The 20,501-nt window shown below is 37.6% G+C and carries 27 protein-coding genes; 17 read left to right on the top strand and 10 right to left on the bottom strand.

Translation table 11 applies throughout. The features are described from left to right. Positions 1-19 precede the first annotated feature (19 nt). The 3 genes from recX to PQ474_RS17315 all read left to right on the top strand — a co-directional run bounded on the left by recX (position 20) and on the right by PQ474_RS17315 (position 3,006). Positions 20-835: a recombination regulator RecX gene (recX, locus tag PQ474_RS17325; RefSeq protein WP_390185669.1), complete on the top strand. Its 816-nt coding sequence runs from the start codon at positions 20-22 to the stop codon at positions 833-835. 116 nt (positions 836-951) lie between these two features. Continuing rightward, entirely contained in the window at positions 952-2,610 is a 1,659-nt protein-coding gene (locus PQ474_RS17320; RefSeq protein ID WP_273845854.1) for an L-lactate permease, read from the top strand. Between the two features lie 69 nt (positions 2,611-2,679). Continuing rightward, positions 2,680-3,006, top strand: a complete 327-nt coding sequence (locus tag PQ474_RS17315; RefSeq protein WP_273845852.1) for a YfhH family protein — start codon at positions 2,680-2,682, stop codon at positions 3,004-3,006. 30 nt (positions 3,007-3,036) lie between these two features. On the opposite strand, the gene PQ474_RS17310 is transcribed toward PQ474_RS17315, so the two are convergent. Further along, entirely contained in the window at positions 3,037-3,198 is a 162-nt protein-coding gene (locus tag PQ474_RS17310; RefSeq protein ID WP_273845849.1) for a YpzG family protein, read from the bottom strand. Positions 3,199-3,274: 76 nt separating this feature from the next. Continuing rightward, the gene (gene sspK / locus PQ474_RS17305) at positions 3,275-3,433 is read right to left on the bottom strand and encodes a small acid-soluble spore protein K (RefSeq protein WP_273845847.1); all 159 of its coding nucleotides are present in this window, start codon (positions 3,431-3,433) and stop codon (positions 3,275-3,277) included. A 92-nt stretch (positions 3,434-3,525) separates the two neighbouring features. On the opposite strand from sspK, the gene PQ474_RS17300 reads away from it, so the two are divergent. Beyond that, positions 3,526-3,795, top strand: a complete 270-nt coding sequence (locus PQ474_RS17300) for a YfhJ family protein (protein ID WP_273845845.1) — start codon at positions 3,526-3,528, stop codon at positions 3,793-3,795. Between the two features lie 45 nt (positions 3,796-3,840). Here PQ474_RS17300 and PQ474_RS17295 read toward each other — a convergent pair whose 3' ends face one another. Further along, entirely contained in the window at positions 3,841-4,821 is a 981-nt protein-coding gene (locus PQ474_RS17295) for a metal-dependent hydrolase (RefSeq protein ID WP_273845844.1), read from the bottom strand. A 376-nt stretch (positions 4,822-5,197) separates the two neighbouring features. Here PQ474_RS17295 and PQ474_RS17290 point away from each other — a divergent pair, with 376 nt between their 5' ends. The 3 genes from PQ474_RS17290 to PQ474_RS17280 are packed head-to-tail and all read left to right on the top strand — an operon-like array spanning position 5,198 to position 7,387. Beyond that, entirely contained in the window at positions 5,198-5,518 is a 321-nt protein-coding gene (locus tag PQ474_RS17290; RefSeq protein ID WP_273845841.1) for an MFS transporter, read from the top strand. Further along, a complete protein-coding gene (gene mutY, locus PQ474_RS17285; protein WP_273845839.1) occupies positions 5,519-6,610 on the top strand; it encodes an A/G-specific adenine glycosylase in 1,092 nt (363 codons plus the stop codon). A gap of 18 nt (positions 6,611-6,628) precedes the next feature. Beyond that, positions 6,629-7,387: an SDR family NAD(P)-dependent oxidoreductase gene (locus PQ474_RS17280; protein WP_273845836.1), complete on the top strand. Its 759-nt coding sequence runs from the start codon at positions 6,629-6,631 to the stop codon at positions 7,385-7,387. 53 nt (positions 7,388-7,440) lie between these two features. Here the strand turns inward: PQ474_RS17280 and PQ474_RS17275 are convergent, their stop codons facing one another. From PQ474_RS17275 to PQ474_RS17265, 3 genes are all read right to left on the bottom strand, one after another. Beyond that, positions 7,441-7,815 carry a hypothetical protein gene (locus PQ474_RS17275; protein WP_273845835.1) on the bottom strand — a complete coding sequence of 125 codons (375 nt, stop codon included), beginning with the start codon at positions 7,813-7,815 and terminating at the stop codon, positions 7,441-7,443. 287 nt (positions 7,816-8,102) lie between these two features. Continuing rightward, positions 8,103-9,071 carry an NADPH:quinone reductase gene (locus tag PQ474_RS17270; RefSeq protein ID WP_273845833.1) on the bottom strand — a complete coding sequence of 323 codons (969 nt, stop codon included), beginning with the start codon at positions 9,069-9,071 and terminating at the stop codon, positions 8,103-8,105. Positions 9,072-9,199: 128 nt separating this feature from the next. Further along, the gene (locus PQ474_RS17265; RefSeq protein WP_273845831.1) at positions 9,200-9,421 is read right to left on the bottom strand and encodes a cytosolic protein; all 222 of its coding nucleotides are present in this window, start codon (positions 9,419-9,421) and stop codon (positions 9,200-9,202) included. Positions 9,422-9,521: 100 nt separating this feature from the next. Here PQ474_RS17265 and fabL point away from each other — a divergent pair, with 100 nt between their 5' ends. The 4 genes from fabL (at position 9,522) to PQ474_RS17245 (ending at position 13,280) form a co-directional block, all read left to right on the top strand. After that, positions 9,522-10,271 carry an enoyl-[acyl-carrier-protein] reductase FabL gene (fabL, locus tag PQ474_RS17260; RefSeq protein ID WP_273845829.1) on the top strand — a complete coding sequence of 250 codons (750 nt, stop codon included), beginning with the start codon at positions 9,522-9,524 and terminating at the stop codon, positions 10,269-10,271. Between the two features lie 93 nt (positions 10,272-10,364). Further along, complete coding sequence (locus PQ474_RS17255) at positions 10,365-10,547, top strand: gamma-type small acid-soluble spore protein (protein WP_273845826.1); 183 nt, start codon at positions 10,365-10,367, stop codon at positions 10,545-10,547. 279 nt (positions 10,548-10,826) lie between these two features. Next, positions 10,827-11,354 carry a nucleoside tri-diphosphate phosphatase gene (ntdP, locus tag PQ474_RS17250; protein WP_273845824.1) on the top strand — a complete coding sequence of 176 codons (528 nt, stop codon included), beginning with the start codon at positions 10,827-10,829 and terminating at the stop codon, positions 11,352-11,354. 180 nt (positions 11,355-11,534) lie between these two features. Continuing rightward, positions 11,535-13,280, top strand: coding sequence for an ABC transporter ATP-binding protein (locus tag PQ474_RS17245; protein ID WP_273846012.1), 1,746 nt, complete (start codon positions 11,535-11,537; stop codon positions 13,278-13,280). Between the two features lie 209 nt (positions 13,281-13,489). Here the strand turns inward: PQ474_RS17245 and PQ474_RS17240 are convergent, their stop codons facing one another. Together PQ474_RS17240 and PQ474_RS17235 are read right to left on the bottom strand one after the other, a co-directional pair. Further along, positions 13,490-14,575 carry an FUSC family protein gene (locus PQ474_RS17240; RefSeq protein ID WP_273845823.1) on the bottom strand — a complete coding sequence of 362 codons (1,086 nt, stop codon included), beginning with the start codon at positions 14,573-14,575 and terminating at the stop codon, positions 13,490-13,492. Positions 14,576-14,827: 252 nt separating this feature from the next. Further along, complete coding sequence (locus tag PQ474_RS17235) at positions 14,828-16,123, bottom strand: glutamate-1-semialdehyde 2,1-aminomutase (RefSeq protein ID WP_273845821.1); 1,296 nt, start codon at positions 16,121-16,123, stop codon at positions 14,828-14,830. Positions 16,124-16,314: 191 nt separating this feature from the next. On the opposite strand from PQ474_RS17235, the gene PQ474_RS17230 reads away from it, so the two are divergent. Beyond that, positions 16,315-16,668, top strand: coding sequence for a helix-turn-helix domain-containing protein (locus tag PQ474_RS17230; RefSeq protein WP_273845819.1), 354 nt, complete (start codon positions 16,315-16,317; stop codon positions 16,666-16,668). Here PQ474_RS17230 and PQ474_RS17225 read toward each other — a convergent pair. Beyond that, positions 16,610-16,756 carry a sporulation histidine kinase inhibitor Sda gene (locus tag PQ474_RS17225; RefSeq protein WP_273845817.1) on the bottom strand — a complete coding sequence of 49 codons (147 nt, stop codon included), beginning with the start codon at positions 16,754-16,756 and terminating at the stop codon, positions 16,610-16,612. The two genes, PQ474_RS17230 and PQ474_RS17225, sit on opposite strands and share 59 nt — an antisense overlap. Before the next feature lie 205 nt (positions 16,757-16,961). On the opposite strand from PQ474_RS17225, the gene PQ474_RS17220 reads away from it, so the two are divergent. The 4 genes from PQ474_RS17220 (at position 16,962) to perR (ending at position 18,831) form a co-directional block, all read left to right on the top strand. Beyond that, positions 16,962-17,384: a potassium channel family protein gene (locus PQ474_RS17220; RefSeq protein WP_273845815.1), complete on the top strand. Its 423-nt coding sequence runs from the start codon at positions 16,962-16,964 to the stop codon at positions 17,382-17,384. 61 nt (positions 17,385-17,445) lie between these two features. Further along, entirely contained in the window at positions 17,446-17,913 is a 468-nt protein-coding gene (bcp, locus tag PQ474_RS17215; protein WP_273845813.1) for a thioredoxin-dependent thiol peroxidase, read from the top strand. Positions 17,914-17,997: 84 nt separating this feature from the next. Further along, on the top strand, positions 17,998-18,297 hold the full coding sequence (locus PQ474_RS17210; RefSeq protein WP_273845812.1) for a cyclic-di-AMP receptor: 300 nt from the start codon (positions 17,998-18,000) through the stop codon (positions 18,295-18,297). Between the two features lie 90 nt (positions 18,298-18,387). Next, positions 18,388-18,831 carry a peroxide-responsive transcriptional repressor PerR gene (gene perR / locus PQ474_RS17205; protein WP_273845810.1) on the top strand — a complete coding sequence of 148 codons (444 nt, stop codon included), beginning with the start codon at positions 18,388-18,390 and terminating at the stop codon, positions 18,829-18,831. Positions 18,832-18,862: 31 nt separating this feature from the next. On the opposite strand, the gene PQ474_RS17200 is transcribed toward perR, so the two are convergent. Next, positions 18,863-19,222 carry a YgzB family protein gene (locus PQ474_RS17200; protein WP_273845808.1) on the bottom strand — a complete coding sequence of 120 codons (360 nt, stop codon included), beginning with the start codon at positions 19,220-19,222 and terminating at the stop codon, positions 18,863-18,865. 181 nt (positions 19,223-19,403) lie between these two features. Here PQ474_RS17200 and PQ474_RS17195 point away from each other — a divergent pair, with 181 nt between their 5' ends. Then, positions 19,404-20,276, top strand: a complete 873-nt coding sequence (locus PQ474_RS17195) for a nucleotidyltransferase-like protein (protein WP_273845807.1) — start codon at positions 19,404-19,406, stop codon at positions 20,274-20,276. The last annotated feature ends 225 nt before the right edge of the window (positions 20,277-20,501 follow it).

The following is a 20,501-nucleotide window of genomic DNA, read 5'->3' as shown; positions in this document are numbered from 1 at the left end:
AAGTCTAGAGGTGAAAGACTTGGCTGTAATCACGAAAATTCAAGTGCAACAACGAAATAAAAGTCGTTATAATATTTTTCTTAATAGGGGAAAAGGAGAAGAATATGCTTTCAGTGTAGCTGAAGACGTCTTAATTAAATACGGGTTAAAAAAAGGACTCGAGCTTAACGAAGAATCGTTAATTAAAATTATTGATGAAGATGAAAAGAAAAAAACGTACTTCTTGGCGATAAATTATTTATCCTATCGTATGCGCTCAATAGAGGAAATGAGAGTCTATCTCTTGAAGAAGGAAAAAGAACTACAACACATAAATGAAGTTATCGAGGAACTCACCCAACAAAAATTATTAGATGATCAGGAATTTGCTCGTGCTTATATTCGGTCGAAACAATTAACCTTGATGAAGGGACCATTAAAGCTAAAACAAGAACTGCTACAAAAAGGTGTAAAAGATGTTGTTATTGATGGAGCGCTTGAGCAATTTCAGAAATCGGACCAAAAGGAATCCATTATTAAATGGCTTGATAAACAAAAAATGCGTAGCAGTAAGTTATCTAATCAAGCATTCATTGATAAATTATCTAATCAATTGCAAACAAAAGGATTTACACGCGATGTCATAAAAGAAGCGCTTAAAGAAGTCGACATGTCAAATGACAATGAAGAAGAGTGGGAGTCCATTTGTTTTCAAGGAGAAAAAGCAAAGAGGAAATTTGCGAACAAATACTCCGGTTGGGAGTTTAATCAGAGAATTAAACAAGCACTTTACCAGAAAGGATTTTCCCTTGATTTAATAGAACGATATATAGAAGAAACAGAAGAAACCGTTTAGAGGAAGAGAAGGTAACTTCTTTTCTTTTTCGTAAAGTATGTGAAATGTTGAGCAATATTATTGTATAATGGATATAAGGAAACAAATAAAAGCATTAGGTAAAAAGGAGAATGATGATGTTAATTCTTATTGCTTTAACCCCTATTTTAGCCGTTTTGCTTTTCTTAGTATTTTTGCGGATGCCTGCAATGAAGGCGATGCCAATTAGTCTTCTGGTCACCGCTGTTATTGCTTATTTCTATTGGCAAGTTCCTTTTGTCCAATTAGCAGCAGCTTCTATTGAAGGGGTATTAATCGGATTATCGATCTTATATATTGTTTTTGGAGCGATTCTTTTGTTGAACACACTTCAAGCAAGTGGAGCGATCAATACGATACGAAATAGCTTTCTTGGTATTAGCAATGATCGTCGTGTGCAAGTTATTCTAATTGCCTGGTTATTTGGCGCTTTTATTGAAGGCGCAGCAGGCTTTGGAACGCCAGCTGCCATTGCGGCACCACTACTAGTTGCACTTGGATTTCCACCGCTAGCGGCCGTCGTTCTAGCGCTCATTGCCGACAGCAGTCCAGTATCCTTTGGTGCTGTTGGAACACCTGTTATTGTTGGTGTTCAGCAAGGATTACAGGAAGGAGCCTCTGTCGCTCCGGTAGCAGCGTTTTATTTTGCTGATCTAGAAATGACTGAATTTCTTAGACGATTATCATCCCAAGTCATGCAGATTGACGTAATTGTTGGTACGTTAATGCCTTTAATCCTTGTTCTATTACTAACTAGATTTTTTGGTGAGAATAAGTCTTGGAAAGAAGGCCTCGTCATGTGGAAGTTTGCTTTATTTTCCGGTCTAAGCTTTACCCTACCAGCATTAGTTGTTGCTACATTAATGGGACCCGAATTTCCAGCTATTGTAGGTGGACTTACAGGATTAGTCTTTGTTCTATCTGCATTAAAAAAGCGGTGGTTTTTGCCTGAGACATCTTGGGATTTTGGTGAACACAACACTTGGAATAAAGAGTGGTTTGGTTCAATTAAAATTAAGCAAAAGCAAGAACAATCAAAATTACCTTTAGCACTCGCTTGGGTTCCTTATATTCTACTTGGGGTTATCTTAGTGTTAACGCGTCTAGAAATGTTACCGATTAAACAATGGTTGGTCAGCTTCGTTATCGGTTGGGAAAATATACTTGGCACTTCAATAACAGCTCTTTTTCAACCTCTGTATTTACCTGGAACCGTTTTTCTAATTGTTATTGTGATCACGTATTTTATCCATCGAATGAATTTACATTCTTTTGGTTCGGCTCTATCTGCTTCAAGTAAGGCACTAGTTGGAACAGCGATTACCTTGTTCACCGCTGTTCCAATGGTTCGAATTTTTATTAACTCAGGTGTAAATGATGCAGGACTTGAAAGTATGCCTGTTGAACTTGCCTATCAAGCATCGGCCTATTTAGGAGGAGCGTGGCCATTTGTTGCTCCATTTATTGGAGCACTCGGTTCATTTATTTCAGGAAGTGCTACTTTTAGTAATATGATGTTTACATTGTTCCAATTTAACGTCGCTGATCAAAGTGGGCTTGATCCGATGCTTATCTTAGGTTTGCAAGTACTCGGGGCAAATGCGGGTAATATGATTTGTGTCCTTAATGTGGTGGCTGCTGCATCGGTTGTTGGCCTAGTAGGAAAAGAAGGCACCATTATTCGAATGACGATGTTGCCAATGCTTTATTATGCTGGGTTCTCAGGACTAATCGGCTTACTTTTTGCTTATCTCTAACCATTCTTTGTCTGAATAGCTTGTTTCATCTATAATAAAGGTGATGAATTAGAGAGGGATGAACAAAGGATGGAACAACAAAAGAGGTTTAGTCAAATGAATGACTATGAACTAAGAACAGAAATTGCTCGATTAAATGAAAAAGCAAAGAAAGCAGAACAGTTAGGAATGTCTAGTGAGTTTGCCGTTTATGAACGTCGTGTGCTTTTAGCTAAAGCCTATTTATTAAATCCAGAAGATTTTAAGCCAGGAGAGACATATATAATTGAAGGTGGATCTACTTTTAAGATTTCTTATTTAAACGGCTATTTTGCGTGGGGGTACCGTGATGACGCAGTTACTCTAGAAGGAATTCCGATTTCTTTATTCGAAAAAGAAGAAGGAGGGGTCAATTAAGACTTCTCCTTCTTCTAAAGGTGGAAGGTATTATCTCTGTTCTGCCTTCCTGTGTAAGCGAACTTTAATGTCTGTTTGACTCATTTGCGTTTCGCCGCCGATTTGCTTAGAAGCATGTTTTGGTTTTGCACGCGGTGAATCGAATGGACTTTTATATTCTGTGAAATTAAATGCATCTTTCCTCTTACCCATAGCTAGGCACCTCCTGAAACGTTGGAAGCTAACTGATTTAGATCAATTAGCAAAATTGATAAATCAAAATCACCTATTAATTATTCGTATCACCATCACTCGTTCTCATTCGATCTCTAGGACGAGTATTAATATCTAAATTAGCTTTTTTGGATTCATTTTTGTTTCTGATATCCTTAGGTGAATTCCCATCGAATTTAATATGATTTGGAAAGCCTTTTGCTTTGTTCCGCATGTGGTGACCCTCCCTTCCAACGTGTTCTCTCATAGTATGAACACGTAAAGTAAAGATATTAGACGTAAAGATTGTCAAAGGAGGAAAGAAAGATGGAAGATCGTTTTCAACGCCTTACCGAGCAGCTCTTAGCAGTTAATTCAGAAATTACTTTGGCTCAAGCTAGAACTTGGGTAGAAAGTTTATGGGAAGATTTTGAAACAACTCGTGCAAAAGGAGGTTGGTCGTACAAAGGGCAAGATGTGACAGAAGAAATTGTAGCACGTTGGATTAAACAATACGGACCTCATTTGCATAAATATGCTTCAACGAAAGAAAAATTCTCCCACTTAAATAAAGATGAGGACCAACTAAAACATTAAAGGACACAAAATAGCCCGCTATGATTATCATAGCAGGGCTTATTTTTACTCAGTGACAATATTTAGTTTCTTTTGAAGCGTTTCTTCACTAAATACCCATCCGGTGTAAGAACTAATAATGTTCAATTGCTGGTCAAGTTGAACAATCGCCACAAATGGATAGTGTCCTTTACTTCGATAACGCAAGTCAACGAATCGAACTTCGGTAATATCATCCTTTTCCTCAATTTCCCACCTATAAGTAGGTGAGAAAGATAAGAAGGCTGAAAGGTTTGAGTCTTTTCTAGCGGCATTGATGATCGGAATATCTGGTATGGGATCAAATGAATACTGCTCAAAATACTCAATCTCATGGTTACGTGATTCTGTTACAAATAGGATATCTGGCGTTCTGATGACGACATGCCATTGATTCCACCTAATTGTTGGTGAAACAAAAATATGTGTCGCATCGGGATGTAGCTTTTTGGCGTGATGAACGACACGTTTTTTCTCGCTAATTCTCCACAGGTAATAAGCGATGAGCCCCAAATATAAAACAAGAATCGTCCTTCCAGGTGGCAGCCCAAGCGCCCAAAATGAAAAAGCAGCTAAATGACTAAAGAAAATAAATGGATCGAATATATTAATGACTCCTAAGGCGATCCAGCGGTTTGAAAAAGGCCGTAAAGCTTGTGTTCCGTACGCATTAAAAATATCAACAAACACATGAAGGAACACAGCTATGAATGACCAAAGTAACACCGTTAACCAATTGGTCTCAGGTGTAAATAGAACAATGCCACTTGTAATGAGTAGGGGCCAGATCATTACAGCAGGAATCGAGTGTGTGATTCCCCGATGGTTCCGTATGTAAACCGCATTATTTCTTAATTTTAATACAGTATCAAAATCTGGTGCTTGAGAACCAATAATGGTGGCGATCATGACCGAAGTGGGAAGCAGTGGATCGCTTGCTATGTTGGGATCTAATGTGGCAAGACCGCCTAATGATATTCCCATTACTACATGAGTACCTGTGTCCATCGTACCTGATCCCTCCTTAATTTTTTTGATGATCGTATAATTGAAATCTTTTTATGGTAAAGCTTAAAAAAGATAGTTTTCATGAAGGTAACATGTTATATGTAAGGTTTGCAAAATGTGTGCTACAAGTTTACACAAAACGGTAAAGAACGAACTTTTTAGCCTTATTTAATCTTAAGCTGAAGAAGTGGCAATGGCTCCGCACGATGCGCGCCTTCTCTGAGAAAGCACTCAGAGAAGGCTTAAGAGATTGGCATCGGCTCCGCTCATTGCTTCGAAATTGCTCCAAAAGGTAAAAACCAACCTTTTGGAACAATTTCTGATATAGTTTATTTATACCCGAATTATCAATGATTAAAAAGGGGATTAGGAAAAAATGACAAAACGTTTACAGATTTTTATGGAATATAAAGTAAAAGCCAATCAGATTGAAGCTTATGAACGTGCGATGAAAGAAGTAATTGAAGCGCTTGTTGATTACGAAGCGGAAAATATTCAATGGTATGTGGCAGAGGATGAGGATCAACCTTTCCTTTATGTCGAAATGTATGAAGTGCCGACTGCGTCCCATTACCAAATTCTTAAACAAATTAGGCGCCAAGCAGATCATGCGGTTTTTGGGAAAATTGTCCCTTTTATTGAAGGGGGAGCAGAAAAGATTCATTGCTGGGCTTTTTTAAAGAAAGGAATAACTTAAGTGACACAAGAATATCTTAGAGATTTTAATGTAACAGGCTTCCAAGAAAGTTTAGTCGACTGGTTTTTAGAAAACCAAAGAGAATTACCGTGGCGTGAATCAAAAGATCCTTATCGTGTTTGGGTATCTGAGATCATGTTGCAGCAAACAAGAGTTGATACAGTCATTCCGTATTATCAAGCATTTATGAGGGAATTCCCAACACTTGAAGCGTTAGCTGAGGCTGAAGAAGATCGAATTCTAAAAGCGTGGGAAGGGTTAGGGTACTATTCTCGTGTTCGAAATTTGCAAACGGCTGTTAGGGAAGTGGTTGAAAAATATGAAGGAACGGTTCCTGATACAAGAAAAGAAATTTCCTCTCTAAAAGGAGTTGGACCTTATACAGCTGGTGCTATTTTAAGCATAGCTTATGGAAAGCCCGAACCAGCAGTCGATGGTAATGTCATGCGAGTCCTTTCAAGAGTTTTTCTAATTGATGAAGATATAGCAAAACCAGCTACGAGAAAGATATTTGAAGGTATACTATATGACCTTGTTTCAAAAAAGGATCCTTCTTCGTTTAATCAAGGGCTAATGGAGCTTGGGGCACTTATTTGTACACCGACTTCTCCGGGATGCTTGCTTTGCCCCGTAAGAGAGTATTGCAGAGCGAACGAAAAAGGAGTACAAGCTGAGTTACCAATTAAGACGAAAAAGAAAAAACAAACCGTTAAGCAGATGGCGGCTATTGTACTAAGAAATGAGTATGGAGAAGTGCTGATTGAAAAGCGACCAGAAACAGGCCTTCTAGCACGGTTATGGCAATTTCCAAATATAGAAATCACTAATGAAAATGACCAAAGTCAATTACTTACCAAATTCCTTTCCGAACAATTTAAGGTAGTTGCTGAAGTAGGACCGGATATTCAACACGTTGAACATGTGTTTTCTCATTTAGTTTGGAACATAACTGTTTTTGAAGGACATATAAAAGAGAGACCCAACCTTGAAAGCGAAACGAGGAAATGGGTGAGCCAAAGCGAAATAGAACGATATGCGTTTCCTGTATCTCATCAAAAAATTATTCAACAGTCATTGATGACTCGAGTATAAGGCAAGGAGGCGGAGTAAGTGAATTTAAATTTAAAAGACAAAGTGGTACTTGTTACAGGTGGATCAAAAGGAATTGGTCTTGGAATTGCGGCTACATTTCTAAATGAAGGTGCCAAGGTTGCGATTGTAGCAAGAGGAGAAGAAAGCTTGAAACAAGCGAGAGATCAGTTTGTTGAGATGTTCACGATTCAAGCAGATTTGTATGACGAACAAGAGAGAGAGCGTGTAGTTAAAGAAGCGGTTGAACACTACGGAACGATTGATGTTCTCATCAATAATGTCGGTGGTAGTAACGGCTCAACAACAGCTGAAACCGATCTGACCCTATTTCACGAAGCCTTCGAGCTTAATTATTTTTCAGCTGTTCATTTTAGTAAACTCGTTTTGCCACATATGAAGGAAAAGCAAGCAGGGAGTATTATCAATATCTCTTCTGTGTTTGGGCGCGAATCTGGCGGGAAAGTTACGTACAACAGTGCCAAGGCAGCGATGATTAGTTTTACTAAATCATTAGCAGATGAAGTGATAAAAGATGGAATTCGGGTAAATGGTGTCGCTCCAGGGTCGATTTTACATCCTTCTGGTAACTGGCAAAGAAGACTAGAGGAGAACCCTGAAAAAATTAATCAGTTTGTTGAAGCTGAAATTCCAGCTGGTCGTTTTGGAACGGTTGAAGAAATCGCCAATGTTGTGACGTTTTTAGCATCGGAAAAAGCGAGTTGGGTTGTTGGAGCTACGATTAATGTCGATGGAGGACAATCCAAATCTAACTTTTAAAAGTAAATTGCCTCAAGGGGTTCATAGTGAACCTTTGAGGCAATTTCTATGATTTAAAGCGGGGTATCTCGCTCAGTCTTATTATCTAAAGGATAGGCATCATCATTTACCATGTGGATTTCTTTTATTTGTGCTTTTGTTTTGGGTGTTCCAAGGCGATAAAGGGCTTCATATACATCATTTAATCCACGCTGATATTCATTTCGATCTGTGTCGACTTGCTCATCGTCAAAATGTCTAAATGTGAATAGGTTTCCAAGCTCTAGATCATGAGCTTGCACCTCACTTAATAAATCCTCCAAGGCTTTTTTCTCTGTTAGTGTTGCTTCTATTTCATATTCAATTAATTGACCATCATTCACAGGTGTCGGACTAATGTCTTCCATGCTTATCGGATTCAAGTTTACATAGTACAGCTGTTTTTCCATTATACAGGCTCCTTTCTAAACTAAGCTATCATCTAGTTTTCCCTCGTTTTTAAATGTTATGAGGAAATGAAAATGAGACGTATAACGAAACGACTTAGAAGTACATAGAAAAGACGAAAATAATCGTAACAATTAAGGTTAAAATCAAAAAATGAAATCGACAAAAACAGTAATTTGTGTAGCCAAATGTATAGAGTGAGAGAAAATATTTAACCGCCGTGCTGATTCATGCTGAAATGAAAAGGAGGTCTAAACCAGGAAAGTTAAGACCTCCAATCAATAGGGCCTTAATTAAGATGATTGAGAATAATCCGGCCATCGTATTGTTTGGACTCCAATGCTTCGTGCGCTACTGCGGCTTCCTCGTAAGAAAAGACTTTGCCAATATGAGCAGTTAAAGTACCACCCGCAAAGCCTTCAGAAATGGCTTGACCAGCAGTTTGTAATTCCACGCTTGGTGCTGTGAAAAGTAGTACCCCAATTAAAGAAGCGTGCTTCATATTTAACTGTCTCCATAGAAGAGGGGGAGTGTTGTTCACAGGAGAACCAATCGTAATAATTCGTCCAGTAACAGCAATCATCTCAAGATTCTTTTCCATGTTCTCACTGACCGACATATCTAAGATGAGAGAAACACCTTTTTGATTGGTGAGCTCCATCACTTTTTCTACTAGATCTTCTTCTTTATATAAGATAACCTCATCAGCTCCAGCTTGCTCTGCAAGTAGTGCTTTTTCGGGATTGCCTGCAGTCGCCAGAACATGAGCCCCAGCTTTTTTTGCAAGTTGGACAGCAGCATGCCCGACAGCTCCGGCTGCTCCGTAAATTAAAATCTTTTCATTTTCTTTCAGTTGACCTCGATTAAATAAAGACAAATAGGCTGTCATAAAAGGCATTGCAAGCGCAGCTCCATCTATATAAGAAAGGGGATCAGGAAGTGGAAACACACAATCAGCAGCAATCGCTACATACTCAGCTGAGGCTCCCTTCGCATTTGTCGCCCAAACACGGTCACCAATCTGAGTGTCTGTTACATCTGTTCCAACTTTTACGACTACTCCGCCTAAGTCAAAATGTGGAATGTGAGGAAATGAATCTACTTCACGTATCCCTTTTCGAAAATAAGTATCGACAGGATTAATGCCACTTGCCTTAACCTGGATGAGTACTTCATTGGACTTAATAGTAGGCTTTGAAACCTCCGATAATTTTAGAACGTGAGGATCTCCATATGCTTCGTAAACAACCGCCTTCATTTCTATCTCTCCTTTTTAAAAAATATGTATTATCTTGATTCTAATCGAATTTAGTAAAAAATCATATAAAAGAGTGACTCAGGAAGATCGATTAGATCTTCCTGAGTCACTTCACATAGTTCCTATGTTTAATCGTAATGAGGCTTCGTTCCTTGTGTCCATGTTGCTTCTTTATGCAAGCCACCACGTGCTTCAATCTCACGGATAATTTCGCGGTGAATCGTGGTGCCTTCAATATTTAAGTAAGGGGTCATTTGTTGAAGTCCATGGTGAAAGTACGATAACTCTTTGTCGGTCCATTGATCAATGGACATCATTGAAAGCTCAGTCATATCTCTTCCTACATACACGAATGATCATCCTTCCATTCTTTTTCTGTTAGTGTTCCTGTTCGCAGGATGTGCTATACGATATAATAAAGCTAATTAATGATATTGGAGGATTTTACATATGGAGCAAAAAGTTGCATTGGTCACTGGGAGTAGTCGTGGAATTGGAAAGTTGATTGCCTTGAAATTAGCAGAACAAGGGTATGATCTCGTTATCAATTATGCACGCAGCAAGCAAGCGGCATTAGATACAGCGAAGGAAATTGAGGCTCTTGGGCGGAAGGCACTGGTTGTAAAAGCGAATGTCGGTAAGCCTGAAAAGATTAAAGAATTATTTGCTCGAATAGATGAAGAATATGGTCGTTTAGACATTTTGGTTAATAATGCGGCATCTGGAGTTTTACGCCCTTTAATGGAACTTGAAGAAAATCATTGGGACTGGACAATGGATATTAATAGCAAAGCACTTCTGTTCTGTGCTCAAGAAGCTGCTAAACGAATGGAAAAAGTAGGTGGCGGTTATATCGTCAGTTTAAGTTCACTTGGTTCCATTCGGTACTTAAAAAATTATACAACAGTAGGGGTTTCAAAAGCTGCTGTAGAAGCTTTAACTCGCTACTTAGCAGTTGAGTTAGCTGAAAAAGATATTGTCGTCAATGCTGTTTCAGGGGGTGCTGTTGATACAGATGCGTTAACTCACTTTCCAAATCGAGAAGAATTACTTGCAGATGCAGCTGCCAAAACTCCTGCTGGTCGTATTGTAGAAGCAGAAGATCTCGCTAATACGGTTATGTTTTTGCTATCAGAACAAGCTAAAATGATCAGAGGTCAAACTATTATTGTAGATGGTGGTATTTCTCTTTTAGTCTAAATTATATGAAATTTCTTTTTAAAAAGATTTAATCATTTACTTGAATAAAGTATTTCACTCCCGGACATCTTAATAGTCGTGGAGGTGATACACATGGATAGACAACAACAAGCATCAAAAACTAATGCTCAAGAAGTAAGAAGACAAAACGCTGCTTCTGCTCAAGGTTCGAGCAACCAAACAGAATTCGCTAGCGAAACTGATGTACAAGAAGTACGTCAGCAAAACGCTCAATCTCAAGCTCGTAAGCAACAGAACTCTTCTAAACAACAATAATTGTAGTACTTAAAACAAAGCACGCTTTGGCGACATCGTCCAAAGGGTGCTTTGTTTTTATATATACATATTACTTAGGGATAGGAATAATTAAACTTTTCATCCTTGAAGTTTCAATATAGAGGAAAAAACGGTATAATGAAGAAGACTTGAAGAAATAGAAAGTGTTTATTAGAAAACTTAAGTAGAAATGGTAGTAGGACAAGTTATTTACATCGTTAGTTGGTTACCTACTCTATCTACTGACGTCCGAAAAAATGCCATAGAAGGGAGTTACTTATGAATTTTCCCAAAGTAGGCAGCAATATTCAAATCCATAGCTATAAGCATAATGGATTGATTCATCGCATTTGGGAAGAAACAATCGTGCTTAAAGGGACGTCAAAGGTTGTAATTGGAGGGAACGACCGTATTTTAGTGAAGGAATCTGATGGAAGAAATTGGAGAACTCGTGAACCGGCCATTTGTTATTTTGATTCCGAACAATGGTTTAACACAATCGGTATGATTCGATCAGATGGTATTTATTACTATTGCAACCTTGGTTCGCCTTTTACTTGGGACAACGAAGCTTTAAAATATATTGATTATGATCTCGATATAAAGGTGTTCCCCGATATGACCTTTAAGCTCTTAGATGAAGATGAATATGATTTGCACCGTAAACTTATGAATTATCCACCAGCTGTAGATGATATTCTAAAACGAAGTGTTGATGAATTAATCTCATGGATACACCAAAGAAAAGGACCGTTTGCTCCTCAATTTGTTGAAAATTGGTATGAACGTTTCTTACAATATCGTTAAAACAGTAGGTCTGACCATGGTTAGCGAACCGACACGAGGTTCTAATCAAGTCAGGCCTTTGTACGTGAATGAATTGTGTGGATGAACGCTCAAAGTTAAGGGAAAATAAAAAGAAATCTAACTTGCATAAGTGTGAGAAACGTTAAAAAAGAGAGTTTGACAAAAAAGGGGGTGGCGAAGCTGGGTAGCATTAAACGCTATATGGCTTTCGTCAAGCCATATTGGAAAGAGATTATTGTAACTGTTTTTATTGGAATTTTTAAATTTGGGATTCCGCTTCTATTGCCGCTAGTCATGATGTATGTTATTGATGATATTATCTTTGCAGAAGCGATGGCCCAAGACGAGAAAATTTCTTTATTATTAAAAATCATGGTTGTCATGTTTGCTATTTTTGTTTTCTTACGTCCTCCGATCGAATATTATCGCCAGTATTTTGCTCAATGGATTGGTAGTAAAGTGCTCTATGATATTAGAGATCAATTATTTACTCATATTCAGAAATTAAGTTTGAAGTTCTACTCAAATCGAAAAGTCGGTGAAATTATTTCTCGAGTCATTCATGATGTAGAGCAAACGAAGAATTTTGTTATTACAGGTTTAATGAATATTTGGCTTGATTTGGTTACAATCATAATTGCCATTATCATTATGCTAAATCTTAATGTCTGGTTAACTCTTGTTGCCATTTCCATGTTTCCGCTATACGGCTTCTCAGTAAAGTATTTCTACGCCAGATTAAGGCATTTAACTCGAGTACGTTCACAAGCTTTAGCTGAAGTGCAAGGGCATTTGCATGAGAGAGTTCAGGGGATGAGCGTTATTCGTAGTTTCGCCTTAGAGGAATATGAACAAGAACAATTTGCTAAACGTAACGGTCATTTTCTTAACCGAGCTATTGATCATACGAAATGGAATGCGAAAACATTTGCAGTAGTAAATACGATCACTGATGTGGCGCCTTTATTGGTGATTTTTGTTGCTGGTTATTTTGTCATCATCGGTCAGTTAGAAGTAGGGGCGATGACTGCATTTGTTCTGTATATGGAGCGACTTTATGGGCCTCTTAGACGATTAATTAATTCTTCTACGACATTGACACAAGCCATTGCTTCTATGGACCGGGTGTTTGAGTTCATTGATGAGAAGTATGATATCGAAGATGAACCTGATTCCAAGCCATTAAAAAGAGCGCAGGGGCATCTTGAATTTCGTAATGTAACGTTTCAATACAACGAGGATGATAATCCCGTTCTAAAACATATAAGTCTTGATGTGAAACAAGGAGAGACGATTGCTTTTGTCGGAATGAGTGGTGGAGGAAAGAGCACCATCATTAGTTTAATTCCACGTTTTTATGATGTTACAGATGGTCAGATTATGTTAGATGGAACTGATATTCGAAATTATCAAGTAAGAACACTACGAGATAACATTGGAATGGTGCTACAGGATAACATTCTCTTTAGTGATTCTGTCAAAAAGAACATTTTGATGGGAAGACCAGATGCGACGGATGAAGAGGTCATAGCAGCGGCAACCGCAGCTAATGCTCATGAATTTATCGTAGGGCTTCCAAAAGGATATGACACCGAGGTTGGTGAAAGAGGGGTAAAACTCTCTGGAGGGCAGAAGCAACGTGTGGCGATTGCAAGAGTGTTCTTAAAAAATCCACCTATTCTTATCTTTGATGAAGCGACATCAGCACTTGATCTAGAAAGTGAGCACTTTATTCAAGAAGCTCTTGAGAAACTGGCAAAAGATCGAACGACCTTTATTGTTGCTCATAGACTTTCTACAATTACACATGCCGATCGAATTGTTGTGATTGAAAATGGAGAAATCGTTGAAGTGGGAAGTCATGATGATCTGATGAAACGAGAAGGTAGTTATAAAAAACTATTTGATGTACAGCAGTTTCACTGATTCCATTTAAAACGAGTATCAAACCATATTAGGGTTTATACTCGTTTTTTTATGTATGATAAACCTTATGGAAATTAGTAATGAGAACGATCAAATAATAAAAAATGAGTGTTCATTTATTTTGCGTAGGGATTTCTCTTTTACTTATAGCGATTTTCAAAAAACACAAAGAAGAGCTTGAGGATATCCTCAAGCTCTTTCTCAACCTATTATTCTTCTTCAGGAGCTGCAATTTTCACTTCATTATGCTCTTGGTGATAGGTGAAGAAGCTATCAACTAAATGATTCAAATGCTCGAGTTGTTCTTGATATTCAATCATTTGTGAAACGGCAGGCAATAGATGAAGCCATTGATTGTAGTCAATACATGGTTGGTTTTGGAGGCTAATATAATAATTCATTAATTCTTCTTTACCGAGGTTCATTTTTTCTACTAATTCATCTGAGTGACTAGAATGAACTTTTCCGATATAGCGTAATAAAATGCGATCATGATAGGAAGTAAGATACTCAAGTTGCTTTTCAAATTTTTTATATGTTTCATCTGGCATAATGGAGAGTTCTTCGGATCGCCTTTCTAAATTTTTTAGTACAAAAAGTGATTTTTTTGCAGTAATGAGCATTTGGCGATAAAGAACGACCTTGCGCGCTTTTCCATATTTATTTTTCATAAAGTAATTTCGTTCTTCTTTATAAAGTAAATATAAATTTTCAAGCTTAACCATTTGTTCTTCTAATCTATTTAGATCTTTCTTTAAGGCCCTGTGTTCAGCAGCATTACGAATCAATAACATTGTCCACTGATTAATGTCTTCCGTTGCTTTTAATACTTTGTGATAAAGCTTTGTTTCGTATCTCGGAGGAATGAAAAGCAAATTGATAATAAAAGCAGCTAATACGCCGCTGATGACTAGAGTGAAACGTCCTGCTGCAAATTGTATAAAGTCAGTAGCTGGACTTTCCATAATAATAATAACTGTAACAATTGCCAATGGGATGGTGGTTGGCTCTAATTTCACTTTAAGAATTATGGATATGGCTAAAACCACTACGAGTCCAACAACGAAAGGATGATGGCCAAAAGTCATAACAAAGATAACAGCAAGGACAGCCCCGATAATATTGGCTTGAATTTGCTCTAAAATCGTTTGGAAAGTCCGGTAGAGCGATGGTTGAACAGCAATAGCGGCAGCAAGAGCAGCAAACATAGGTGGTTCAAGTCCAATCCACATCGCTAAATAAAGAGAGAGCATTACGGCAAGCCCTGTTTTAAATATACGAGCCCCAAGTTTCATAAATAAAAATAACTCCTTTGATCCAAGCAATTTGATGTTTCCTTTTATTAGTATTTCAAAAAAGAAACTCTAATAAACTTAAAAGGACACCGAAGGGTAATATACAATGTATTGCTTGTCTTAATCAATAGTTTTCTTTTGAAAAAGGATAGGGGAATATGTGAATAGGTGTTACCACCGAGGACTAGTCAGGGAAAGGAGATACAAATCACGTACCATTTATATCTCCAAGTTAATACTTTTAGAAAAGGTTTACACGGAAGCCATCGCCTCAAAAGCCTCATCAACAGCTTGTAGTGTCTTAGTAATATCTTCTTTTGTATGAGCAATTGTTAAGAACCAAGCTTCGTATTTTGATGGAGCCAGGTTGATTCCCCTTTTTAATAATTCTTTAAAGAAGATGCCAAAGAGCTCTCCATTTGTATTCTCAGCCTGTTCATAATTTTTCACTTTTTCATCTGTGAAGTAGACAGTTAATGCCCCTTTTAAACGGTTTACTGTAATCGTATGTTTGTGTTTTTTGGCTAAGTTGAGAATACCGACTTCTAGTAAAGCGCCTAATTGATCAAGTTTTTCATATGTTCCTTCTTCTTTTAGGACTTCTAAGCATGCAATTCCTGCACTCATTGATAAAGGATTTCCAGCCATGGTTCCAGCTTGATAAGCGGGTCCAAGAGGTGCGACTTTTTCCATAATGTCTATTCGGCCACCGTATGCGCCAATAGGTAGTCCGCCACCAATAATTTTGCCTAAGGCAGTCATATCGGGCTCAACCCCTAAATAGTTTTGAGCCCCACCGTACATAAAGCGAAAAGCAGTGATGACTTCATCATAAATGACAAGAGCACCTGCCTCATGAGTTAGTTCGTTCACCGCTTCAAGGAATCCTTCGTCTGGCTCAACAATTCCGAAGTTCCCAACAATCGGTTCGACGAGAACAGCCGCAATGTCATCTCCCCATTTATGAAGGGCTTCTTTGTAGGCATCTATATCATTAAATGGAACGGTAATGACTTCTTTGGCAATACTTTTCGTTACTCCGGCAGAGTCGGGCGTACCAAGTGTGGAAGGTCCAGAGCCAGCAGCAACTAACACAAGGTCAGAGTGTCCATGGTAGCACCCCGCAAATTTAATAATTTTATCTCTACTGGTGTAGGCTCTAGCTACTCGGATCGTCGTCATGACTGCTTCTGTACCTGAGTTCACAAAGCGGACTTTTTCAAGGGATGGAATGGCATCTTTAAGCATTTTCGCAAAAGTATTTTCCAGTTTTGTCGGTGTACCATATAAGACCCCATTTTCAGCTGCTCTTTGAATGGCTGCTGTTATATGAGGATGAGCATGACCCGTAATAATGGGGCCATAGGCAGCTAAATAATCTATGTATTGATTACCATCTTCATCCCAAAAATAAGCTCCTTTCGCTCTTTCCATAAAAATAGGGCTACCGCCACCAACAGCTTTAAAAGCGCGTGAAGGACTATTAACTCCTCCAACAATGTGTTTTTGCGCCTCTGTATATAACGTCTCAGATTTTGTCCAGTTCATTTTTTTCCTCCTGTTACGATCTTTTACAAGTCATTTCTTGTCACTTAATCATAGACGAGTGAGGAGAGTAAATACAACTCAGATAAATTAAAAAAACTGCATGTAGAAAAATCCAAAATTTGAAACTGTAAAAATAGCAAAATTTAATTATAATTATTGTTATACACCAAAGATTATAGGAGGGGCGAGAGATGACTCAAACGTTGATGTATATTGGAAATCAGGTGAGAAGGCTGAGGAAGGAAAAAAAGTGGACACTGCTAGAATTGGCAGAGAAGAGTGGTCTTACACTTAATTATCTTGCTCAAATTGAACGCGGAGAAGTGAATGTTAGCATAGGAAAACTAGAAGCAATTCTTCAAGCACTAGAAACCGATTGGTCCTATATATTCCCTCATATAAAATTAGAGAATCAACTTCAACAAGAAATTTTATTGAAAGTGATGGAGATGAAAGAGGAAGCAAGCTTTAGATTGGTACTTGCTCTTATTCGAGAATTAGAGGATGTAGTTGAGACTGAAGATTACGCTTTAAAATCTCATTAAACAGCAACTCTATAAAGTCATTATTAAGTTTTTGCTCGATTGCACGGTAATAGGTTTGAAGTAACAATTCATCGGTTAAAGAATACATGGTGTTAACGAGACCTCCTTGGATTTAACTTTATATAACCATACTACCCATTAATTATAAAAATAACAATAATAACCAATCGATTTTGACAATTTAACAATAATGATATGCAAGTTTAATTCAAGTGATTATATACCCAATTCCCATTCAGATTCTAGATTATGGACTAGCTACATAGAGTTAGTTGAGGGGTGTGAAAAAGAAGATGAATTGGATCGTATCAATCATATTAATAATGGCTACCATTGGAACGATTGTTAGTATTCTCATGCTGCTTCGCTACCGTCCTATACGTGGGCGGCACTCTGTTTCGTTAAGGCATTTTACGTTACTTTTACTCGTATATATAACGGTTATCTTATCGTTTTCTATATTATATTTAGGGCTTGAATTACTTGGAATACATGTTCTAAAAGAAGGGAATGCGTGTGTAGGTGGGAGTGTTTCTCACCTCATTGAAGATATTGTTTATTTTAGTGCTGTTACTTTACTTTCTGTTGGTTATGGAGATTTAGTTCCTGTTGGAATAGGACGTTTTATTGCCATTGTCCAAGCTTTATTCGGCTATTTACTTCCTGCTGCATTCGTGGTGACATCTGTTTTACATGTGACCAAAAGGGAAGAATAGTTGTCTTTCTTGCAAACTTCGGCTACGCTTATTTAAATAATTGGTTGAAAGGATGGTTTTAATGATTCAAGTAGGGCAAAAAGCTCCAGTGTTTTCTTTACCAGCAAATAATGGAGAAACGATAGCATTAGAATCGTTACGCGGGAAGAATGTTGTTTTGTATTTTTATCCTAAGGATATGACACCTGGATGTACAACGCAGGCATGTGATTTTCGCGATAAAATAGAAGGATTCTCTACGCTTGATACGGTTATTATTGGAGTGAGTCCAGATCCTGTGGCAAAGCATGAAAAGTTTATAGCCAAATATGACTTGCCTTTTTTATTACTTGCTGATGAAGATCACCAAATAGCGGAAGCTTATGGAGTTTGGAAATTGAAGAAAAACTTCGGAAAAGAATATATGGGAATAGAGCGTTCTACCTTTATTATTGACAAGGAAGGAACGCTTATAAAAGAGTGGCGCAAGGTCAGAGTAAAGGACCATGTTGAGGAAGCTTTAACATTTATAAAAAATGAGCTTAATTAACCCATAATAATTAAAGGCTAACAGGAACATTGAGCTCTATAAGCGAATAAAAGTAGGTAAAGGCATTAGGATGGGGGTGTAACTGTGAAGCTTCTAGTATGTATCATCGATAATGTGTATGCAGATGAAGTGGAAATACAGTTAAAAAAGCAGGGATACCGTATGACAGAGTTAGCTAGTTCGGGAGGCTTTTGGAGAAAAGGTAATACGACCTTTTTGTTTGGTGTAGATGAGGTTGATGTTACTCAATTACAAGAGGCATTAAAAAAAGCCTGCTTAGATTTCGAGAAAAGAAAGCGCCGAGCTAGTAAGCAAGCCCATCGATATACCTCCTTTTTGTTAGATGTAAAAGATGCAGCTCCGTTTTTAGGCTTACACACGTAGAAATAGTGGATACGTTGACAGTCTTGCGATTTTTATATTATACTAATTATAAAGTAATAATCGTTTTTTCTGAAAGAGAGGTGCATGACAATGTCTGATCATCGCTTACAAGATGCGCTTGATGCTTTAAAAAGCACCCGTGTGCGTATGACTCCGCAACGTCATGCGATACTAGAGTTCCTATATGAATCTATGACCCATCCAACTGCCGATGATATATATAAAGCGTTAGAGGGGCGTTTTCCCAATATGAGTGTCGCGACAGTGTATAATAATCTGCGCGTATTCAAGGAAGCTGGCATCGTAAAAGAGTTAACGTATGGTGATGCATCTAGTCGCTTTGATTCTGTTACATCTGATCATTATCATGTGATATGTGGTGATTGTGGGAAGATTGTTGATTTCCATTACCCAGGATTAGATGAAGTGGAGACATTAGCTGAACATGTTACTGGCTTTAAAGTTCATAATCACCGAATGGAGATTTATGGGGTTTGTCCGAAGTGTCAAAACCAAAGTAATACTTTAAATTAAAATGAATCATTCCTAAGGGGTTAGGAATGATTCATTTTTTTGTCTTTGATTTACGATTGTAATTTTCGTCAAACTCTATTCCTTCGAGGGATTTGTCCATTGTAAGTGGTTCGCTGCAATGCATACATGCATCTACTCTTCCTAACATCTTTGTTGCTCCTCCGCAATTGGGACAGACAACTTGAATGGTTTTGGTTGAGAGCATCCCAATCCAAAAATAAACGACGGTACTTCCTATAATAAAGAGAAAGCCAAGTAACATCGCAATCGTCATAACAATGTAAGATTCTCTGAAGAAAATCCCAACATACATAATAAGGATACCAACGAAAACAAGGGATAATGCAAATGTTCTTATTTTGTTGATTTTGTTTGTATATTTTAATGCCATCTTTGTCCCTCCTAAATCTAGTAGTAGTATAGCATAGTCTCGATGAAATCTCTTCTATAGGATGTTAACAGGTGATGAAGTTTTGATTATTAAGTATGCAGGAGAAAAGGTTATGGTTGTAGAAATTGTTATTTCTGATTCCTATAAGTTTGTTTAGAGGTAGGAGAGAGGGGATTTCATGATGGACATGTTATTGCGCCAACTATATCAGGACCGCGCTAGTGAAGATGATACACTTGCTATTCTTATAATAGAAAAAGAACAGTCGCCTTTGTCAATTACAGATGGTTTTAATGTCGTAATTCTTTTAATTAACAGCAGACAGAACATATCTTGGGAAGTTAAACATTATAAAATAGGGGGGAAAAGAGTCTCATTTCACTCTCTTAGTCAAGCTATGATGCATCAAACATTGATTGTTGGAAATCATAGACGTTTAGTTGACTGGTTGGTTAATGGAAAGATTGTTTTTGATCGTAATGAATATTTGCAAGAAGTGAAGGAACGAATTGAAACCTTTCCTCCGGGTGACCGAAGTAAGAAAATTACGATTCAATTCACTAAGATGCTTAGAAGATTCGAAGAGGGTAAAACGCTTTTTCAAAATAAACATTATTTTGATGCCTTCAGTAATATGATGCATGCCCTTCATCATCTAGCGCGTTTATCGGTTATTCAACATGGATTTTATCCAGAAGTGACGGTTTGGGAGCAAGTGAAGCATATTGAACCGCCAACATACAAACTTTATCAAGAATTGTTAAAAAGTGAAGAGTCACTTGAAAAGCGAATAGAGCTTCTTATATTAGCAACGGAACTAGCTATTCATTCTAAGACGATGATCGGAAGCGGGCATTTCCTCTCATTAACGGAAGAAAAAGAAAGGCTGTACTTGATTTCAGATTTAATGGGGATTGGCGAAACGGAGGATTATCGGGTTGACTTAGAGTTGCTCGTTCGCCATTTGGTTGAAAAAGGGGTTATTACTTGCTTCAAAGAAGAAACAAAAGCAGAAGGTATAATGAAAACTTATTATCAATTTAATAAAATATAAAATAGGGTTGACGGAAGAATTTTATAATGATATATTATTACTTGTCGCTGAGGCGGTGGTGTTGAAAAACATCTTAATTTCTTAAAAAAATATTTGACAGATTGTTGGTTGAATGTTATATTAGAAAAGTCGCTGTTAGGTGACAAGTAGTTCTTTGAAAACTGAACAAAAGCCAAGCGAAAAGAGAAAACATGATTTTCTCGTCAATTTTTAGCAATTTAGTAA

It is taken from the genome of Halalkalibacter alkalisediminis, assembly GCF_028610705.1.
GTDB lineage: Bacteria > Bacillota > Bacilli > Bacillales > Bacillaceae_D > Halalkalibacter > Halalkalibacter alkalisediminis.
The sequence above is the reverse complement of the archived record's forward strand: the minus strand, read 5'-3'. Positions and strand labels throughout refer to the sequence as shown.

Bases quoted from the DNA above. Each gene is read 5' to 3' on its own strand.
- PQ474_RS17220 (WP_273845815.1), top strand. From the start codon at position 16,962: ATGAATTGGATCGTATCAATCATATTAATAATGGCTACCATTGGAACG.
- perR (WP_273845810.1), top strand. From the start codon at position 18,388: ATGTCTGATCATCGCTTACAAGATGCGCTTGATGCTTTAAAAAGCACC.
- PQ474_RS17235 (WP_273845821.1), bottom strand. From the start codon at position 16,123: ATGAACTGGACAAAATCTGAGACGTTATATACAGAGGCGCAAAAACAC.
- PQ474_RS17230 (WP_273845819.1), top strand. From the start codon at position 16,315: ATGACTCAAACGTTGATGTATATTGGAAATCAGGTGAGAAGGCTGAGG.
- PQ474_RS17255 (WP_273845826.1), top strand. From the start codon at position 10,365: ATGGATAGACAACAACAAGCATCAAAAACTAATGCTCAAGAAGTAAGA.
- bcp (WP_273845813.1), top strand. From the start codon at position 17,446: ATGATTCAAGTAGGGCAAAAAGCTCCAGTGTTTTCTTTACCAGCAAAT.
- PQ474_RS17300 (WP_273845845.1), top strand. From the start codon at position 3,526: ATGGAAGATCGTTTTCAACGCCTTACCGAGCAGCTCTTAGCAGTTAAT.
- PQ474_RS17200 (WP_273845808.1), bottom strand. From the start codon at position 19,222: ATGGCATTAAAATATACAAACAAAATCAACAAAATAAGAACATTTGCA.
- PQ474_RS17315 (WP_273845852.1), top strand. From the start codon at position 2,680: ATGGAACAACAAAAGAGGTTTAGTCAAATGAATGACTATGAACTAAGA.
- PQ474_RS17290 (WP_273845841.1), top strand. From the start codon at position 5,198: ATGACAAAACGTTTACAGATTTTTATGGAATATAAAGTAAAAGCCAAT.
- sspK (WP_273845847.1), bottom strand. From the start codon at position 3,433: ATGCGGAACAAAGCAAAAGGCTTTCCAAATCATATTAAATTCGATGGG.
- PQ474_RS17225 (WP_273845817.1), bottom strand. From the start codon at position 16,756: ATGTATTCTTTAACCGATGAATTGTTACTTCAAACCTATTACCGTGCA.
- PQ474_RS17295 (WP_273845844.1), bottom strand. From the start codon at position 4,821: ATGGACACAGGTACTCATGTAGTAATGGGAATATCATTAGGCGGTCTT.
- PQ474_RS17270 (WP_273845833.1), bottom strand. From the start codon at position 9,071: ATGAAGGCGGTTGTTTACGAAGCATATGGAGATCCTCACGTTCTAAAA.
- PQ474_RS17320 (WP_273845854.1), top strand. From the start codon at position 952: ATGTTAATTCTTATTGCTTTAACCCCTATTTTAGCCGTTTTGCTTTTC.
- PQ474_RS17240 (WP_273845823.1), bottom strand. From the start codon at position 14,575: ATGAAACTTGGGGCTCGTATATTTAAAACAGGGCTTGCCGTAATGCTC.
- ntdP (WP_273845824.1), top strand. From the start codon at position 10,827: ATGAATTTTCCCAAAGTAGGCAGCAATATTCAAATCCATAGCTATAAG.
- PQ474_RS17195 (WP_273845807.1), top strand. From the start codon at position 19,404: ATGGACATGTTATTGCGCCAACTATATCAGGACCGCGCTAGTGAAGAT.
- PQ474_RS17275 (WP_273845835.1), bottom strand. From the start codon at position 7,815: ATGGAAAAACAGCTGTACTATGTAAACTTGAATCCGATAAGCATGGAA.
- fabL (WP_273845829.1), top strand. From the start codon at position 9,522: ATGGAGCAAAAAGTTGCATTGGTCACTGGGAGTAGTCGTGGAATTGGA.
- PQ474_RS17310 (WP_273845849.1), bottom strand. From the start codon at position 3,198: ATGGGTAAGAGGAAAGATGCATTTAATTTCACAGAATATAAAAGTCCA.